The organism is Streptomyces sp. NPDC056480, assembly GCF_042795405.1.
Classification (GTDB): domain Bacteria; phylum Actinomycetota; class Actinomycetes; order Streptomycetales; family Streptomycetaceae; genus Streptomyces.
Genome location: NZ_JBHTSA010000035.1, coordinates 16,218 through 33,651, shown reverse-complemented (window position 1 = coordinate 33,651; position 17,434 = coordinate 16,218). Strand labels below are relative to the sequence as shown.

At 72.0% G+C, this 17,434-nt stretch carries 16 protein-coding genes; 7 read left to right on the top strand and 9 right to left on the bottom strand.

Going from position 1 to position 17,434, the window contains the following annotated elements; translation table 11 throughout:
* The first annotated feature begins 427 nt into the window (after positions 1-427).
* Positions 428-1,423: a LacI family DNA-binding transcriptional regulator gene (locus tag ACFQ79_RS17815; protein ID WP_383584343.1), complete on the top strand. Its 996-nt coding sequence runs from the start codon at positions 428-430 to the stop codon at positions 1,421-1,423.
* A 70-nt stretch (positions 1,424-1,493) separates the two neighbouring features.
* On the opposite strand, the gene ACFQ79_RS17810 is transcribed toward ACFQ79_RS17815, so the two are convergent.
* Together ACFQ79_RS17810 and ACFQ79_RS17805 are read right to left on the bottom strand one after the other, a co-directional pair.
* The gene (locus ACFQ79_RS17810) at positions 1,494-1,655 is read right to left on the bottom strand and encodes a hypothetical protein (protein WP_383584340.1); all 162 of its coding nucleotides are present in this window, start codon (positions 1,653-1,655) and stop codon (positions 1,494-1,496) included.
* Positions 1,656-1,758: 103 nt separating this feature from the next.
* Entirely contained in the window at positions 1,759-2,742 is a 984-nt protein-coding gene (locus ACFQ79_RS17805) for a LacI family DNA-binding transcriptional regulator (RefSeq protein WP_383584417.1), read from the bottom strand.
* A 298-nt stretch (positions 2,743-3,040) separates the two neighbouring features.
* Between ACFQ79_RS17805 and ACFQ79_RS17800 the strand changes: the two genes are divergently transcribed.
* From ACFQ79_RS17800 to ACFQ79_RS17785, 4 genes are all read left to right on the top strand, one after another.
* Positions 3,041-3,967 (top strand): carbohydrate ABC transporter permease, encoded by a 927-nt coding sequence (locus ACFQ79_RS17800; protein WP_383584337.1) that lies wholly within the window; start codon positions 3,041-3,043, stop codon positions 3,965-3,967.
* A gap of 4 nt (positions 3,968-3,971) precedes the next feature.
* The gene (locus ACFQ79_RS17795; RefSeq protein ID WP_383584334.1) at positions 3,972-4,973 is read left to right on the top strand and encodes a carbohydrate ABC transporter permease; all 1,002 of its coding nucleotides are present in this window, start codon (positions 3,972-3,974) and stop codon (positions 4,971-4,973) included.
* Positions 4,974-5,091: 118 nt separating this feature from the next.
* Positions 5,092-6,429, top strand: coding sequence for an ABC transporter substrate-binding protein (locus ACFQ79_RS17790; RefSeq protein ID WP_383584331.1), 1,338 nt, complete (start codon positions 5,092-5,094; stop codon positions 6,427-6,429).
* A 165-nt stretch (positions 6,430-6,594) separates the two neighbouring features.
* Positions 6,595-7,875, top strand: a complete 1,281-nt coding sequence (locus ACFQ79_RS17785) for a radical SAM protein (protein WP_383584414.1) — start codon at positions 6,595-6,597, stop codon at positions 7,873-7,875.
* A gap of 82 nt (positions 7,876-7,957) precedes the next feature.
* Here the strand turns inward: ACFQ79_RS17785 and ACFQ79_RS17780 are convergent, their stop codons facing one another.
* Positions 7,958-9,544 (bottom strand): MFS transporter, encoded by a 1,587-nt coding sequence (locus ACFQ79_RS17780; RefSeq protein WP_383584329.1) that lies wholly within the window; start codon positions 9,542-9,544, stop codon positions 7,958-7,960.
* A gap of 189 nt (positions 9,545-9,733) precedes the next feature.
* Here ACFQ79_RS17780 and ACFQ79_RS17775 point away from each other — a divergent pair, with 189 nt between their 5' ends.
* The gene (locus ACFQ79_RS17775) at positions 9,734-10,459 is read left to right on the top strand and encodes a TetR/AcrR family transcriptional regulator C-terminal domain-containing protein (RefSeq protein WP_383584326.1); all 726 of its coding nucleotides are present in this window, start codon (positions 9,734-9,736) and stop codon (positions 10,457-10,459) included.
* Here ACFQ79_RS17775 and ACFQ79_RS17770 read toward each other — a convergent pair.
* The 4 genes from ACFQ79_RS17770 to ACFQ79_RS17755 form a co-directional block, all read right to left on the bottom strand.
* Positions 10,408-12,105, bottom strand: a complete 1,698-nt coding sequence (locus tag ACFQ79_RS17770; protein WP_383584323.1) for an MFS transporter — start codon at positions 12,103-12,105, stop codon at positions 10,408-10,410. The two genes, ACFQ79_RS17775 and ACFQ79_RS17770, sit on opposite strands and share 52 nt — an antisense overlap.
* Before the next feature lie 101 nt (positions 12,106-12,206).
* Positions 12,207-12,572: an ArsR/SmtB family transcription factor gene (locus tag ACFQ79_RS17765; RefSeq protein ID WP_383584320.1), complete on the bottom strand. Its 366-nt coding sequence runs from the start codon at positions 12,570-12,572 to the stop codon at positions 12,207-12,209.
* Between the two features lie 160 nt (positions 12,573-12,732).
* Positions 12,733-12,939, bottom strand: a complete 207-nt coding sequence (locus ACFQ79_RS17760) for a cold-shock protein (RefSeq protein ID WP_383584317.1) — start codon at positions 12,937-12,939, stop codon at positions 12,733-12,735.
* Positions 12,940-13,166: 227 nt separating this feature from the next.
* Positions 13,167-13,763, bottom strand: coding sequence for a TetR family transcriptional regulator (locus ACFQ79_RS17755; RefSeq protein ID WP_383584314.1), 597 nt, complete (start codon positions 13,761-13,763; stop codon positions 13,167-13,169).
* A gap of 209 nt (positions 13,764-13,972) precedes the next feature.
* Here ACFQ79_RS17755 and ACFQ79_RS17750 point away from each other — a divergent pair, with 209 nt between their 5' ends.
* Positions 13,973-15,481, top strand: coding sequence for a right-handed parallel beta-helix repeat-containing protein (locus ACFQ79_RS17750; RefSeq protein WP_383584312.1), 1,509 nt, complete (start codon positions 13,973-13,975; stop codon positions 15,479-15,481).
* Positions 15,482-15,648: 167 nt separating this feature from the next.
* Here the strand turns inward: ACFQ79_RS17750 and ACFQ79_RS17745 are convergent, their stop codons facing one another.
* Both ACFQ79_RS17745 and ACFQ79_RS17740 read right to left on the bottom strand, forming a co-directional pair.
* Positions 15,649-16,662, bottom strand: a complete 1,014-nt coding sequence (locus ACFQ79_RS17745) for a LysR family transcriptional regulator (protein WP_383584309.1) — start codon at positions 16,660-16,662, stop codon at positions 15,649-15,651.
* Positions 16,663-16,813: 151 nt separating this feature from the next.
* Complete coding sequence (locus tag ACFQ79_RS17740; RefSeq protein ID WP_383584305.1) at positions 16,814-17,362, bottom strand: carboxymuconolactone decarboxylase family protein; 549 nt, start codon at positions 17,360-17,362, stop codon at positions 16,814-16,816.
* Positions 17,363-17,434: the final 72 nt, after the last annotated feature.

Genomic DNA, 17,434 nt, shown 5'->3' with positions numbered 1-17,434 from the left:
GAGGGCGCTGCGGTGCGGCCGGACGCACCGAGGGTGCGGGGCGCCGGCCGTGGGCCGTGCGCCTGCCCGAAGGCGGGGCGCCTGCCCGAAGGCGGGGCGCCTGCCCGGAGGCGGGAACGCGCACGCCGAGGCCTGGTGATCGCCGTGTTGCGTGGAGGTTTCGCCCTTCGATGTTCGCGTAAACACGAGCGGTTCGGGGGAGAGTCTGGGAGGGGCGAATCGGACTGTCAAGGAATCGGACAACATCCACGAGGGTTTGACCGCCCTCGATGTTTGCGTCAACATGCACGCAGTACGGCAGTACGGCCGGCAGTACGGTCGCCCGCGCGCGCGGACGGCCTCCAGTTCCCTCCGGAAGGTCCCGCGCGTGGTGACGGACAGGAAAGCGAAGTCCCCGCGGTCACGGCCGGCCCGGCAGTGGCCCTCCATGGCGGACGTCGCCACGATGGCGGGCGTCTCCTCGCAGACCGTGTCGCGCGTGGCCAACAACCGCGAGAACGTCGACGCGAGCACCCGCGAGAAGGTGCTCTCCGCCATGCAGACGCTCGGCTACCGCCCCAACACGGCGGCCCGCGCCCTGGTCACGGGCAGGTTCGGCGCCCTGGGCGTGGTCAGCTTCGACGTCGGCGCACACGGCAACGCCCGCACCCTGGCCGCGATCGCCGACGCCGCCCACGAGGCCGACTTCTCCGTCAACTTCATGGGCATCAGGGCCCAGACGGAGGCCGCCGTCCGGCGCGCGTTCCAGCATCTGATGCTGCAGTCCGTCGACGGCATCGTGCTCGTCGAGTCGCAGATGCTCGACACCTCGTCCCTCCGTCTCCCGCCGTCGATGCCGGTGGTGGTCGCCGACGGCGACACCGGCCACCGGTATCCCAACGTCGACTTCGACCAGGCCCACGGCGCGCACAGCGTCGTGAGCCACCTCCTGGGCCTCGGCCACCGGACGGTCTGGCATCTGGCGGGCCCCCGCGACTCGTTCGCCGCGCGGCGGCGCGCCGAGTCCTGGGAGCGCACCCTGGCCGCCACGGGCGCGCCCGTCCCCCCGGTGCTGTACGGGGACTGGACGGCGGAGTCCGGCTACCGGGCCGGCCTCGGCATCGCGCGCCGCCGGGAGGTGACCGCCGTCTTCGCCGCCAACGACCAGATGGCGCTCGGCATGCTGCGGGCCCTGCGCGAGTCGGGGCGCGACGTGCCCGGGGACATCAGCGTGGCCGGCTTCGACGACATCGCCGAGGCCGCCTACCTCTGTCCGCCGCTGACGACGGTGCACCAGGACTTCGACGTGGTGGGCCGGCACTGCGTCTCGCTGCTGCTCGACCAGATCGAGGGCCGCACGGACGGCCCCCGCCGCAGGGCGGTGGAACCGGTCCTGGTGGTCCGCTCGAGTACGGCCCCGCCACCACCGGGGACTTCGGCCTGAGGCCTCTCGGGCCACGCCACGACCGGGGACTTCGGCCTGAGGCCCCTCGGGCCACGCCACGACCGGAGACTCAGGCCCAACACCCCTCGGGCCACGCCACGACCAGGACCTCGGGCCCGACCTCCCCCGCACCCGCCTCCACCGGGCCGACCACCCTCACACCCGCCACCACCAGACGGGCCTCCCCCGCGTCCACCTCCACCGGGCCGACCACCCTGACACCCGCGACCACGGACCGACCTCCCTCGCGTCCACCTCCACCGGACGGCCTCCCCCCGCACCCGCCTCCACCAGCCCGGCCTCCCCCGGCACCGCCACCACCGGAGACCTCGGGCTCACCGCCCCGGCGCCCCCGTGCTCGCCCGCTCCGTCAGGGTCGTCGGGACGAGCCGTACCCCCGTGACCGTCTCGCCCCGCAGCTCCCGCAGCACCGCGTCCACGCACAACTCCCCCACCTGCGCGAAGTCCTGGCGCACGGTGGTCAGCGGCGGGATGAAAGAGGCCGACTCCGCGATGTCGTCGAAGCCGACGACGCTCACGTCCTCGGGCACCCGTCTGCCCCGCTCGTGGAAGGCCCTGAGCACGCCGAGGGCCATCTGGTCGTTGGCCACGAACACCGCGCGGCAGTCGGGCTCGTCGGCGAGCCGCAGCCCCGCCTCGTAGCCGGACTCGGGCGTCCAGTCCCCGCGCAGGACGGGCGGCACCTTCCGCCCCTCCTCGCGCAGGACCGCCTCCCAGGCCTCCGCGCGACGGCCGGCCGCGAAGGACTCCTCGGGGCCCGCGACGTGCCAGACCGTGGCGTGCCCGAGGTCGAGCAGGTGCCGCACCGCCGAGCGGGCGCCCTGCCGCTGGTCCGTGTCCACGACCGGGAAGCGGCCGGTGGCGTCGGAGTCCACGACGACCACCTTGACGTGCGGGGGGAGGGTGAGCGACGCGGTGTCGAGGAGGTGGACCTCCATGATGAGGACGACGGCGTCGACGGCCAGTTCGTCGAGCCGGGTGAAGGCTCCCCTGACGTTGTCCTGGGTGGGCGCGTCGAGCGGGATGAGGGTGACCGCGTATCCCGCCCGGGAGGCCGATCCGGCGATGGCCTCGAGGGTGCGGACGTTGCCGGTGCTGGAGAGACCCATGGTGATGACGCCGATGGCCCGGAACTCGCCGCGCTTGAGGGCGCGGGCCGCGCTGTTGGGCCGGTAGCCCAGCTCCTTCATGGCGTCGAGGACCTTCGCGCGGGTGCTCTCGACGACGGCCGCGTCGCCGTTGGAGACGCGCGAGACCGTCTGCGAGGAGACCCCCGCGAGCTGGGCCACGTCCGCCATGGAGACCCGGCGCGGCCTGCCGCGCGCTCCTCGCGGACCGTCGCCGCCGGCCTTCGCCGAGCCGCCTGCCGTGTTCTTCTCCGCCACCCGAATCCCTCTCATTCACCGCTGCTCCACGCTTGACGCCCCCCAGTGGGAGTGTCACCATCACGCTACCGATGATTACGTAAACATTTCTCGTCGGCCAGCCCACGCGGGGCCGATTCCCGGCCGCCAGGCCCTCTCGCCTCGCCCACGCCCCGCCCGCTCCGCTCCCCGTCTCCGGACCCGCTCGGTCACCGACGCAAGGAACCCCGCCATGACGCTCCTGTCGACGCGCGCTACGGCAGCACCACCGCCCCGCCCACGAGCCCGCTTCCGTCTCCGCAAGGAGGCCCTCGTGGGCTGGGGATTCGCCGGCCCGTTCGTCGCAGTCTTCGGCCTCGTCTTCCTCGCGCCGATCGGATACGCGCTGTACCTGAGCCTGTTCCAGGACCGGCTCATCGGCGGCACCTCCTTCGTCGGCCTCGACAACTACGGCAAGGCGCTCGCCGACCCCCGCTTCTGGGAGGGGCTCACCCGGGTCGGCCTCTTCCTCCTGGTCCAGGTGCCGGTCATGCTGGGCATCGCCCTGCTCGTCGCCCTCGCGATCGACAGCGGCCGGCTCTACGGCAGGACCTTCTTCCGCGTCTCGATCTTCCTCCCCTACGCCGTTCCCGCCGTCGTCGCCAGCCTCATCTGGGGCTTCATGTACGGCACGCGGTTCGGCCTGGTCGGGAACGTCAACGACGCCTTCGGGGTCTCCCTGCCGGACCCGCTCTCCCCCTCCCTGGTCCTGGCCTCCATCGGCAACATCGTGACCTGGGAGTTCGTCGGCTACAACATGCTGATCTTCTACGCCGCGCTCAAGGTCGTCCCCCGCTCGCTCTACGAGGCCGCGGCGATCGACGGCGCCGGCGAGTGGCGGGTCGTCACCTCGATCAAGCTGCCCGCGATCCGCAGCGCGCTCGTCATCGCCACCATCTTCTCGATCATCGGCAGCTTCCAGCTGTTCAACGAGCCGAGCATCCTGCAGAAGCTCGCCCCCAACGCGATCACCAGCGACTTCACTCCCAACCTCTACACCTACTCGCTGTCCTTCGCGGGTCAGCAGCACAACTACGCGGCGACCGTGGCGATCGTGATGGGTGTCCTCACCGCGATCATCGCCTACGCGGTCCAGCTGCGCGGCATGCGGAAGGGCTGAGCCGATGACCACCTCCCTCACGAGCACGACCTCCGGATCCGGTACGCCGACCGCCCCGCGTACACCCGGAACCGCCCCTGAAGCCCACACCCGCGCGGACTCCCGGACCCGCACCCGTACCGGCACCGCCAAGCGCGGGAAGCGCCCCCCGCACACCCCGCTCGACCCCCGCCCCAGCGTGCCCCTGACCCTCGTGACCGGCCTGGTCCTCGTGTACACCCTGCTGCCGCTCGCCTGGCTGGTCGTCAACGCCACCAAGGACCAGAACGGACTGCTCGACTCCTTCGGACTCTGGTTCGCCGACGAGAGCCACTTCTGGGACAACATCGGCCGGACCCTCTCGTACGACGACGGCGTCTTCGTCCGCTGGCTGCTGAACACCCTGCTGTACGTCGTCGCCGGCGCGGGCGGCGCCACGATCCTCGCCGTCCTCGGCGGGTACGCCCTCGCCACGTACGACTTCCCGGGCCGCCGGGCGGTGTTCGCGGTGGTCCTCGGGGCCGTGGCCGTGCCCGGCACCGCGCTCGCCGTCCCCACCTTCCTGATGTTCAGCAACATGGGCCTCACCAACACCCCGTGGGCCGTGATCATCCCGTCCCTGATCTCGCCCTTCGGCCTCTATCTGATGTGGGTCTTCGCCGCCGAGTCCGTCCCCACCGAACTCCTGGAGGCCGCGCGCATCGACGGCTCCGGCGAGCTGCGCACCTTCTTCACGATCGCGCTGCCGTTGCTGATGCCGGGGACCGTCACGGTGCTGCTGTTCTCGATGGTCGCGACCTGGAACAACTACTTCCTGCCGCTGATCATGATCAAGGACCCCGACTGGTACCCGCTGACCCTCGGCCTCAACGCCTGGAACGCCCAGGCCCAGACGGCGGGCGGCGAGGCCGTGTTCGACCTCATCATCACCGGCTCCCTGCTGACGATCGTGCCGATCGTGGCCGTCTTCCTGCTGCTCCAGCGGTACTGGCAGTCCGGCCTGGCCGCGGGCAGCGTCAAGGAATAGCGCCCCCGCACACCCCCTCCCGTCTTTCCCTCCCGCCTCTCCCAGTCTCCTTCCTTCCTCTCCCTCTCCCTCTCTCCTTCCCTCCCCTCCGCCGTACCCTCGACCAGGAGCACAGCCCATGAGAACGCACATCACCCGCCGACTCCTCGGCGCCCTCGCCGTCGTCTCCACGCTCGCGCTGACCGCCACGGCCTGCGGCTCCGACGCCTCGGACGGCGGTGGCGCCGGCGGACCGAAGGACGTCGCCGCCGCCCTCGCGAAGGGCGGCAAGGTGACCGTGTGGGCCTGGGAGCCCACGCTCAAGAAGGTGGCGGAGGACTTCGAGAAGAAGTACCCCGGGGTCGACATCGAGCTGGTCAACGCGGGCACCGGCGACAAGCAGTACACCGCCCTGCAGAACGCGATGGCGGCCGGCTCCGGCGCCCCCGACGTGGCGCAGGTCGAGTACTACGCCCTCGGCCAGTTCGCCATAGGCAGGTCCGTCGAGGACCTCGCCTCCTACGGCGCCCAGAAGTACGGCACGACCTTCACCTCCGGTCCGTGGAACGCCGTCACCGAGGACAAGGCCGTCTACGCCCTGCCCATGGACTCGGGCCCCATGGCGTTCTTCTACAACAAGAAGGTCTTCGACAAGCACGGCATCAAGGTGCCGACGACCTGGGACGAGTACGTGGAGGCGGCCCGCGCCCTCCACAAGGCCGACCCCAAGATCTTCATCACCAACGACACCGGTGACGCCGGCGCCACCACCAGCCTCATCTGGCAGGCCGGCGGCCGCCCGTACCGGACCGACGGCACGAACGTCACCATCGACTTCGGCGACAAGGGCACCAGGAAGTACACCGCGACCTGGCAGAAGCTCCTCGACGAGAAGCTGGTCGCGCCGATCAGCTCGTGGAGCGACGCCTGGTACAAGGGCCTGGCCGACGGCTCCCTCGCCACCCTCTCCATCGGCGCCTGGATGCCGGCCAACCTGACGTCCGGGGTCGCCTCCGCGTCCGGTGACTGGCGGGTCGCGCCGCTGCCGCAGTGGACGAAGGGCGACCGGACGAGCGCGGAGAACGGCGGCAGCTCGCTCGCCGTGCCGAAGGCCGCCAAGAACAAGGAACTCGCCTACGCCTTCACGGAGTTCGCGACCACGGGCGCCGGAGCCCGTGCCCGGGTCGCCGCGGGCGCCTTCCCCGCGACCCGCGCGGACCTGGAGTCGAAGGCGTTCCTCGACGCCCCCTTCCCGTACTTCGGCGGCCAGCAGGCCAACCGGATCTTCGCCGAGTCCGCCCGCAACGTCGGCGAGGACTGGTCCTACCTGCCGTACCAGGTGTACGCGAACTCGATCTTCAACGACACCGTCGGCAAGGCGTACGTCTCCCCCACCACTCTCGCCGACGGCCTGAAGCAGTGGCAGGAGGCCGGCGTGACGTACGGCAACGACCAGGGCTTCACGGTCAACAAGTAGCCGGAGGCGCACCACCGCGTTTCCCCGGCCGCCGGGCGGGTCCCGGTCGACAGGACCGACGCACGCGCGCGTAGCGTGAGGTGTGTCGGCTCCCGTCGTCTCACACCTGGAGATCCGCCTGTGTCCAGCGCCGCCCCGACCCGCACCGCCGTCGTCGAATCCCTCATGGACCGCTTCCCCGGAGTCCCTCCGGAGGCCGTGTTCAAGGAGGACCTGCTGCGCGGCGGGCTCGCCTTCGACCCGTCCGCACTGAGCGGGAACGAGGGGGGCGAGGTGAAGCCGAAGTCGTACTTCATCTTCTCCTTCGACCACCGCACGCTGCCGGAGCTCGGGGAGGCGGCGCTGAACCGCCCGCCGGAGGAGATCGTGCTCACGGGCGGGCCGTACGGGCTCCGCCGCACGGTGGTGTCGGTGCGGGTCAACCCGTCGTCCCCCTACCGGGTGGCGCCGGACGGCGACGGGGCCCTCGCGCTGTTCCTCGACGGCGTCAGGATCGCCGACGTGGGTCTGCCGCCGATGCCGGAGTACTACCGGCACCCGCTGGCGAACGGCAAGTCCGTGATGGAGGTCGCGCCGACCATCCAGTGGGGCTACCTGATCTATCTGACGGTCTTCCGGGTCTGCCAGTACTTCGGCGCCAAGGAGGAGTGCCAGTACTGCGACATCAACCACAACTGGCGCCAGCACAAGGCGGCGGGCCGCCCGTACACCGGGGTGAAGCCGGTCGACGAGGTCCTGGAGGCGCTGGAGATCATCGACCGCCACGACACGGCCCGTACCTCCACCGCGTACACCCTCACGGGCGGGGCCGTCACGTCCCAGGTCGGCGGCAAGGACGAGGCCGACTTCTACGGGCAGTACGCGCGCGCGATCGAGGAGCGGTTCCCCGGCCGCTGGATCGGCAAGGTCGTCGCGCAGGCGCTGCCGAAGGAGGACGTGCAGCGGTTCCACGACTACGGCATCCGGATCTACCACCCGAACTACGAGGTGTGGGACCGCCGGCTGTTCGAGCTGTACTGCCCCGGCAAGGAGCGCTACATCGGCCGGGACGAGTGGCACCGCCGGATCCTGGACTCCGCCGAGGTCTTCGGGCCGCGCAACGTCATCCCGAACTTCGTCGCGGGCGTCGAGATGGCCCGGCCCTCCGGCTTCCTGACGGTCGACGAGGCGATCGCCTCGACCCGCGAGGGCCTGCGGTTCTTCATGTCGCGCGGGATCACGCCCCGGTTCACCACCTGGTGCCCGGAGCCGACCACCCCGCTGGGCCGGGAGAACCCGGACGGGGCGCCGCTGGAGTACCACCTGCGACTCCTCGAGGCGTACACGGCGACGCTGGAGGAGTACGGCCTGACGGCGCCGCCCGGGTACGGACCGGCCGGTCCGGGACGCGCGGTGTTCTCGGTGAGCTCGTTCATGGACGCGCTGCCGCCGGCGCCGGGCGCGTAACAGGACGCGGGAACGACGCGAAGGAGCCGGTACCCCTGGGGGGACCGGCTCCTTCGCGAAGGCGGGGTCGGGCTCGGCCGCGTCAGACGGCGACCTCCTCCTTCGTCTGCTTCTCGCCAGTGGCATCGGTGACGTCCGTGGCGTCGACGGCGTCCGTGGCGTCGATGACGTCCGTCGTGTCGGTGGCGTCCGTGGTGTCGGTCGGCGCCTGCTTGCCGTCCCGCATCACCAGGGTGGCGAGGACGGCCGCCGCCAGGACACCGATGCCGCTGATGGTGAAGGTGGTGGACATCGAGGAGGCGAAGGCCTCCTTGGCCGCATCGACCAGACCGGCGTCGCCGCGGGCGGCGGCCAGTGCGCCGCCGATCGACTGCTTGGCCTGCTCGGGGGCGTCGGCCGGCATCGCGGAGCGGAACGTGCTGGTGAGCAGCGAGCCGAGGATGGCGATGCCGAGGGCCGTGCCGGCCTGCTGGATGGTGTCGTTGAGGGCGGAGCCGACGCCCGCCTTCTCCTCGGGGATGGTGCTCATCAGGGCGCCGACGGCGGCCGGCATCGCGAGGCCGGCTCCCAGGCCGAGGAGGCCGAGCGCGACGGCCGGGACGGTGAAGCCGGACCGGGCGTCGACCGTGGTCAGCAGGGCGAAGGAGCCCGCCATGGTCAGCATGCCGGCCAGGATGAGGAGGCGGTTGCCGATCTTCGCGGCGAGGCCGGCACCGGCGCCGTTGCCGATGAGGGCGGCGACGGCGAGCGGGACGAAGGCGAGGCCCGCCTTGACCGGCGAGTAGCCGAGGACGAACTGCAGGTACTGGGTGAGGACCAGGAGCAGGCCGCCGTTGCCGATCTGCACGAGGGTCAGCGAGAGCGAACCGCCGCTGAAGTTGCGGTGCTTGAAGAGGACCAGCGGCACCATCGGCTCGGGGGTGACGTTCTCCCAGATCACGAACCCGGCGAGGGCCACGACCGCGACGGCCAGGGTGAGGAGGCCGCGGCCCTCGAAGGCGCCGTGCTGCGGGATCTCGATGATCCACCAGATCATCGCGGTCATGCCGACCACGGAGAGGATCGCGCCGAGCGGGTCGGGCTTCTGCCACGGGCCCTTCGACTCGGGCATCAGGGTGAGGGCGGCGAGGACGGCCAGGACGACGACCGGGACGTTGATGAAGAAGATCGACTGCCAGGAGAAGTGGTCGATCAGGAAGCCGCCGAGGACCGGGCTGCCGACCAGCCCCAGCATCGAGACCGAGCCCCAGGCCGCCATCGCCTTGGGCCGCTCGTCCTCGTCGAAGACGGTGATGAGGATGGAGAGCGTCGAGGGCATGATCAGTGCGCCGCCGATGCCCATGGAGACCCGGGCGGCGATGACCTCGCCGGGGGTGGTGCAGACCGTCGCGGCCAGCGAGGCCGCGCCGAAGAGCAGCAGACCGATGATCATGATCTTCCGGCGGCCGAAGCGGTCACCGAGGCTTCCCGAGGTGAGCAGCAGCCCCGCGAAGACCAGGATGTAGGAGTCCAGGATCCACTGGATGTCCTGGGCGCTCGCCCCGATGTCCGCCGTCATGGACGGGACGGCGACGGTGAGCGCCATGCTGTCGACCACCAGGACCAGGGTGCTGAGGCACAGCACGACCAGGATCCACCAGCGGCGTGGGTTGCGGGTTCGGGTTTCCACGGGACTTCCCCCTCGGCTTCGGAAGCGCCCGGCTTCCGTCGGCGCTCGCTTTCCTTCGTTGCGAACACTGTACGCAGCTGCGCACAGTGTTCGCAACTCTCGATCGCTGTACGCTGGATGCGAACGTTGTACGCAGGGCGCGTCCCGGGCCACCCCGGGGCCGTACGCAGCGAAGGAGGACCCAGGACCATGGCCGCCAAGGCGAATCCCGTTCCGTCCGTATGGGCACGACAGCAGGCCGCGCCGGATCAGCCCGCGCTCAGCCGGGCCTCGATCGTCCGCGAGGCGATCGTCATGCTCGACGCCGACGGCATCGAGGCGCTGAGCATGCGCAAGCTCGGCGCCCGCCTAAACGCGGGCGCGACCTCCCTCTACCGCCATGTGGCGACCAAGGACGAGCTGATGGAGCTCGCCGTGGACGAGGTCGCGGCCGAGTTCACCGTGCCGCCGCCGGGCAGCCCCTGGCGCACCGCCGTCACCGAGGCGGCGGTCTCGTTCCGGGCCACCGCCCTGCGCCACCCGTGGCTGTCCTCCGTCCTCGGGCAGGCGGGCCTCGCCTATCTGGGCCCCAACCTGATGGCGTACTCGGAGCGGCTCGCCGGTCTGTTCACGGCCGCCGGCTTCCCGGAGCCGAGCCGGGCGATCGACACGGTCCTGTCGTATGTGATCGGCATGAGCACGACGGAGGCGGCCTGGCTCATCACGGTCGCGCGCTCCGGGCAGACGGAGGGGGACCTCATCGCCGGCCTGATGCCGGCCGCGCAGCAGGCGGCGGCCGGGCACGACCACCTGACCGAGGCGTACGCGGACGCCGCGGTGCACGCGCCGCTCGACCCGGTCGCGATCCGGGACCGGAAGTTCTTCTACGGGCTCGAGGTCGTCCTGGACGGCCTGGAGATGCGGCTGCCGCGCTGAGGGGAGGCGGGAGCTGTCGCGGCGGGGGCGCCTGCGGCGGGGGCGGGCGCGCGCCGGTCCGCGATCGGGTCCGCGATGGGGTCTGCGATCGGGTCCGCGGCCGGGTCCCCGGTCGGGTCCGCGGCCGGGTCCGCGATCTGGTCCGCGGCCGGGTCCCCGGTCGGGTCCGCGCGCGGGTCCACGGCCGGGTCCACGCGCGGGTCCACGGCCGGGTCCGCGCGCGGCCACAGCCGCGCCGCGCCCGTGGCGCCCGCGAGGGCCACGGCGGTGAGTACGGCCGCCGAGGCGGCCGGGCCGGTGGTCGCGGCGAGCCAGCCGGCGAGCGGGTAGGTGAGCAGCCAGCAGGCGTGCGAGAGGGAGAACCGGGCCGCGAAGGCGGCGGGCAGGTCACCGCTCCGGACGGAGCCGCGCACCACCCGGCCGCCGGGGGTGAGCACGGCCGAGCCCGCCGCGCCCGTGATCAGCCACACCGCGAGCAGGGCGGGCCAGGACCAGGCTCCCGGCGGGACCGTGAGGCCGAGGGCGAGCAGCCCCACGGCCCCGGTCAGCACGAAGGCCGCCCGCACCATGACCGCGCGGTCGCCGCCGCGTTCCAGGACGCGCGGCAGCAGCAGGGCCACCGCCATCGAGCCCGCGCCGTAGGCGCCGAGGGCGAGGGGGACGTCACCGGCGGGGCGGCCGAGGGTGTCGCGGACGAGGATCACGGTGCCGACGAGGACGACGGCCCCGGCGGCCGCGACGGCCAGGTCGAGGGCGAGGAGGGCGCGCAGACGCGGGGTGGCGAGGACGAGCCGGATACCGGCGAGCGCTTTGGCGTACGTACGGGGGCAGGGGACCGCGCCACCGGTGGGCTTCGACTCCCGGCCCGGGTCGCGAGCCGCCCCCTGACCAGGGTCGGGGTCCGCGCCTCGGCCAGGGTCGGGGTCCGTGCCCCGGCCAGGGTCGAGGGCCGCGCCCCGGCCAAGGTCGAGGGCCGGGCCGGAGTCCGCGCCCCGGCCCGGGTCGCGAGCCGCGCCCCGGTCCGGGCCGGAGTCCGACTTCGCGCCCGGGTCAGGCTCCGCGCCCGGGTCGGGGTCCGGGTCGGGCAGGGCCGTCGTGCGGACCAGGAGGGCGGAGGCGACGAAACCCACGGCGGTGCCGGCGAAGAGCCAGTCGTACGGGACGACCGTCAGCAGCGCGGCGGCGAGCACCGGACTCGCCAGACTCTCCAGGTCGTACGCGAGTCGGGCGAGCGACAGGGCGCCGGTGTAGTCGCGTTCGTCGGGCAGCACCTGCGGGATCGTCGCCTGGAAGGCCGGCGTGAAGGCGGCCGAGGCGGCCTGGAGCAGCAGGATCAGGACGTACACCTGCCAGACCCGGCTGACGAACGGCAGGGCGAGCACGACCGCCGCACGCGCCAGGTCCATGGAGACGAGCAGCGCGCGCCGGGGTACGCGGTCGGCGAGGGCGACGACGAGCGGGGCGAGCACCACGTACGCGGCCATCTTGATCGCGAGGGCGGTGCCGAGGACGGCGGCGGCGTCCGCGCCCGCCAGGTCGTACGCGAGGAGGCTCAGGGCCACGGTCGCCAGGCCGGTGCCGGTGAGGGCGACGACCTGCGCGCCGAACAGACGGCGGTAGGTGGGGTTGCGCAGCACGGACAGCATGAGGACGCCCCCGGTCGGCCACGGCGGACTGCGGACGTCACCAACGTAGCGGACATGTGCATACTTGCGCACATGTTGACTTCAGGGTCGTGCCGCGGCCCTCAGTCGTGCCAGGGTTCGCCGCTCACCTCGTGATCGGCGCGGCTGATCGCCTCGACCACGAGCCGCTTCAGATGGCCGTCCGGCATGGCGTACACGACCCGGCGTCCGTCCTTGCGCGACTGGACGAGCCCGGCCAGACGCAGCTTGGCCAGGTGCTGGCTGACGGCGGGGCGCGCGGCCCCGCAGGCCTCCGTCAGGGCGGTCACATCGGCCTCGCCGCGGGTGAGCAGCCAGACCAGGTGCAGCCGGGTGGGGTCGGAGAGCAGGCCGAACACCTCTGCCGCCGCCGAGAGTTCGAGCGCCCCCGGCGTCCGCTCGTGCGGCCGGGACGCGGCCGGGGCCGTGGGATCTACGCGCTCAGACATGGGCCCATCGTAGGCAGGCGGACCGTCGGCCCCCAGCCGCCCGCACCCCGGACCGCCCGTCAGACGCGCAGTTCCTTCACCTCGGCCCGCCCGCCGGACGCACAGCCCTTCGCCCCGGACCGACCGCCGGACGCGCAGCCCCTCCGCCCCGGCCCGCCCGTCAGACGCGCAGCTCCTTCGCCTCGAAGCGGCCGTCGCCGAGGACCAGGACGAAGGAGACCTGCTGCCCCTCGGAGAGCGTGCGACCCTCCCCCTCGATGTCCTCGGCGCTGAAGTACACCTGCTCCTCGGAGCCCACGGGAACGACGAACCCGTACCCGCCGGCACGATTGAAGGACTGTACGAACCCTTTGCTTCTGCCTCCCACGACGGCCTCCTCGTCGTCGTCACCGGGGCGCGGCGGAGGGGCGGGAACCCCGGTCGACCGCATCCGCGCCTCAGAGGACTTGTACCCCGTGCGGCCGCGCCCCGCCCGTCGGCAGAGGCATCCGCGCGAGTGGTGCAGACCACTCCCCCGGACCTAGTAGAATCTTCAACTGAGGCCCGGTGCCGGAGATCCCCCGTGTCCGGCACCGGGCCTCTTCGTACCCTCCGTCAGACCCTGCCGCCCGGGTACGCGATCCTCGCCGTGATCGCGGCGATGCGCCGCGCCGACTCCTCCGGGGACGTCACCGGCTGGACGATGTGGCTGACGGTGAGCCGCACGATCGTCTCGACCGCGAGCCCGCGGGACTCCTCGTCCACATCGGGCCAGGCCTCGACCGCGTACGCGTCGAGCATCGTCATCGCCGTGCCGAAGACCGGCTCCGGGCGGGTCGTGAGGTAGGCGAGGAGGTCGTCCTCGCCGCCGCGGTCCGCGAGCAGGACGCCCTTGACGAGGGGGTTGTCCATGGCCTGCTGAAGCGCATAGCCGACCCCGGCGGCGGCCGCGGCCTCCAACTCCCCCCGGTGTGCGTCGAGTTCGCCCTGAATGCCGAGCAGGAAGCCCTCCAGTTCACGCTGGACCAGGGCCTTGCCGATGGCCTCCTTCGAGCCGAACTCGTTGTAGAGGGTCTGGCGGCTGATACCGGCGGCGCGCGCGATGGAGGTCATGCGCAGCCCACCCCAGCCGTCGGCCGCGACGAGGCGATAGGCGGCGTCGAGCACCTGCTCGCGCAGCAGGGACCGAACGCTCTCGCGAAAACGTGTCATCGTGCCCCCACCTTAGCCACCGGGCACGGTCCGGAGCCGTGCCCCGGACCCCGCATCCCCACCCGGCACGGGACGACCGCTCCGGCCCGGGAGTCGACCAATCAACCGCATCCTGATCGATATTCGATCATTCGACACTTCTGCATTGACTCGCTCATCGGCCACACCTAGCTTCTGGCGGCACCAGACCTCGAGAAAGGTGTCGCGTCATGACCATGGAGGCATTCCCGGGACGGCGTGCGTCGGTCGGTGGGCTCATCGCCGTCGCGCTCGCCCTCGCCGGCAGCGTCGCCCTCCCCACCGCCCCCGCCTCGGCCGCCGGAAGCACCACCCATGTGGACTGCTCGCGTGCGGTCGGCGGCGACGGCAGCCAGGCCTCGCCGTTGAACAGCATCGCCCAGGCCAACGGGAGGACGTACGCGGCCGGGGACACCCTCGCCTTCGCGTCCGGCACCACCTGCACCGGGTCCCTCACCCCCAAGGGCAGCGGCACCGCCACCGCCCCCATCACGCTGACGCGCTACGGCACCGGCGCACTGCCCGTGATCGACGGCGGCGGCGCCCCGGACGCCGTCTCCCTGACCAACCAGGACCACTGGCGGATCAGCGACCTGAAGCTGACCAACCCCGCCACCCCCCTCGCCCGTCGTACCGGACTGCGGATCTCCGCTACCGACGGACGGGCACACCGCGGATTCGACATCGGCTATCTGGTCGTCGACCGTGTCGCCGGTCAGACGAGCAAGAACAGCCCGACCACCGAGGACTTCGTCCAGTCCGCCGGCATCGTCACGGGGGCGAGCGGCACGAACTCGACGCTCCACGACGTCCACGTCCACCACAACCAGATCTCCAACACCGGCGGGGGCGGGCTCAAGATCCGGGTCGGCGCCATGGCGGTCAAGGGCTCCGGGGTCCTGATCGAGCACAACGTCATCAAGGACGTCGGCGGCGACGGCATCATCGCGAGCTACGCCGACGCGCCCATGATCCAGTACAACAACGCCTCCGGCGTCGGCAACGGCGTCTACCCCTTCTCCGGCGGCAACTTCGCCGGAATCTGGGTGCTCGGCGACCACAACCCGACCATCCAGAAGAACGCCGTGTACGGCATCACCAGGATGTCCGTGGCCGACAGCCAGGCGTTCGACTGCGACTGGGGCAACACCGGCACCTGTCTGATCCAGTACAACTTCAGCCGCGACAACATCGGCGGCTTCTTCCTGGACTGCGACGGCTGCGGCACCATCGGCGGCGCCCAGCAGGTCATCCGCTACAACATCTCCGAGAACGACTGTCGGATGAGCAGCGTCAGCGCGGGCCGGTCCGCGCTGCGCATGTACAACAACGTCCTCTACTGCACGGACAAGAAGTTCGACATCACCCTTCCCGACGAGAGCGTCGTCGAGAACAACATCTGGGTGGGCACCGCCGACTCCCGGCTCCCGACGGCCGCGGGGATCTCCTGGCTCTGGAACGTCTTCCAGGGTGTGCCGCGGCCGACCGCCAACGGCATCGTGGGCGACCCGCACTTCGTGAACCCGGGAACGGGCGGCGACTCGATCGACTCCGCGGACGGGTACCGGCTCCGCGCCACCTCTCCGGCGCTGAACAACGGCTCCGTGATCAGCGGCGGCGGGGGCCGCGACTACTGGGGGAACCCGGTGTCGGCGACCGCCAAGCCGCACCGCGGCGCCTACAACGGCCCCGGGCTGTAGCGGCCCGCACCCCCGGGCGCGCCGGGGCCGGGCCGGCGCGCTGGGGCGGCGGGGCGCAGGGGCGAGGGAGGTGCCACGGCGTGCCGCCGCTCCCGTTTGGACCCGGTCGGGGGTGGGGCCGGGGGGAGGCGGCGGTGCGCCGTGGCACCGGTCTGTGGGGCGGGGGGTTACGAGGCGATGCTCGGGTCCGGGTCGAGGGCCGGGGCCGCGTCGCCGAGCACGTCGACCGGGCTCGCCGGGCCGGGTTCGCCGGGGTGGACCGCGCAGGAGAGGGCGGTGGCCTGGCGGAGGGTCTCCGTCAGGTTCTGCCAGTCGAGGGCGGGCCGGGTGTCGGAGCGGCCGAGGACGAGGGAGGCGTTCCAGCGCATCCGGGGCACGCCGGGAAGCGGGCGCAGTCCCCCGGCCTCCTGGTGGGAGGCGGCGAGGGCCATGGGGAGCATGGCGCAGCCGAGGCCGGACTGGGTGGCGGCGCGGACGCCCGCCATGGAGCCGAGTTCGTGTATCTCGGGCGGGCTGTCGCAGCGCAGTCGGAGGAACTCGGGGAGCCAGCGCTGGGAGGGACAGTCGGGGTCGGCGATGACGACCTGTCGGCCGAGGTTGCCGCGGCGGTGGCCGACGCTGGTGACGGGGATGAACTCGACTTCCTGGAGGCGCACTTCGCTCAGTTCCTCGGAGCGTTCGGTGTGCAGCTGGTCGGCGAGCCGGACGGCCGGGTCCTCGGCGTCGACGACGGTGAGGACGAGGGCGCCGTCGATCGCGCCGGCCCGGAAGGCGTCGTGGACCTCGGCGGTTCCCATGACGCGCAGGGCGAGTTGGACGCCGGAGAGGAGCCGTCGCCCGATGTGGGTGACCCGGGCGAGCTGCTGTCCGTACGCGAGGGCGGGGACGATGCCCACGGTCAGCCGCGGCGGGTTGGCCGCGGGCCGGCGCAGGGCGGTCTCCATCTCACCGACGAGGGTGAGGATCTGGCGGGCGTAGTCGCACAGGACGGTGCCGGCGTGGGTGAGCCGGACGCCGTTGGGGAGCCGTTCGAAGACGGGCTCGCCGACCTGCCGCTCCAGGGCACGCATCTGTGCCGTGACGCTGGACTGCGAGTACCCGAGGCGGCGCGCCGCCTGGGTGAACGACCCGGTCAAGGTCACCTCGCGGAAGGTCCGAAGGGTTCTTGCGTCGATGTCCACGTGAAATTCCCCCCTGCCGCGCAGGCGGCAGTTCCTCGCATCAGGTGGTTGGTCGTCCACCCGTTTCGATCGCCCCAGTCGGTTGTCACACAAGCCGCAGGGGTGCCGGACGCCCCTTCGCGCCCGGCACCCCTGCACGGCCGCGAAGACTCTACTCGGCGAGCTGGGCCGGGACCAACGGAAAGTCCAAGTCCGGCTGCGCTACGTGATTGAAGAAGTTCGACAGCACGTTGAGCGCGACGTGGCCGACGATCTCCGCGATCTCGGCGTCGGTCACGCCGGCGGCGCGGGCGTCGGCGAGGGCCGCGTCGGTGACGCGGCCGCCGGTGGCCATGACGGCGCCGGCGAAGCGGAGCACCTGGTCCATGTGCGGGTCGCCGGAGTCGATGCCGTGGCGGGTGTCGAGCAGCTCCTGGTCGCTCAGGCCGACCTTGCCGCCGCGCAGGGTGTGCGCGGAGACGCAGTACGTGCAGTCGTTGTGCTGCGCGATGAAGAGCGCGAGCTGCTCGCGCTGCCGGGCGCTGAAGCTGCCGCCGACGAGGGCCTCGCGCATGGCGAGGTAACCGCGGAGCGCGGCGGGGCCGTTGGCGAGGGCGGCGTACAGGTTGGGCAGCTTGCCGAGCTGCTTGAGGGTGCCTTCGAGCAGCTCGCGCTGCTCCTCGTCGGCGGTCTCTACGGTCAGTTGGGGCAGGCGGGGCATGAAGCTCTCCTTGAGCCGGACCAAGACGGAACTGATCGGTACCATCCAGACGGTACCGATCGGTTCCATCTG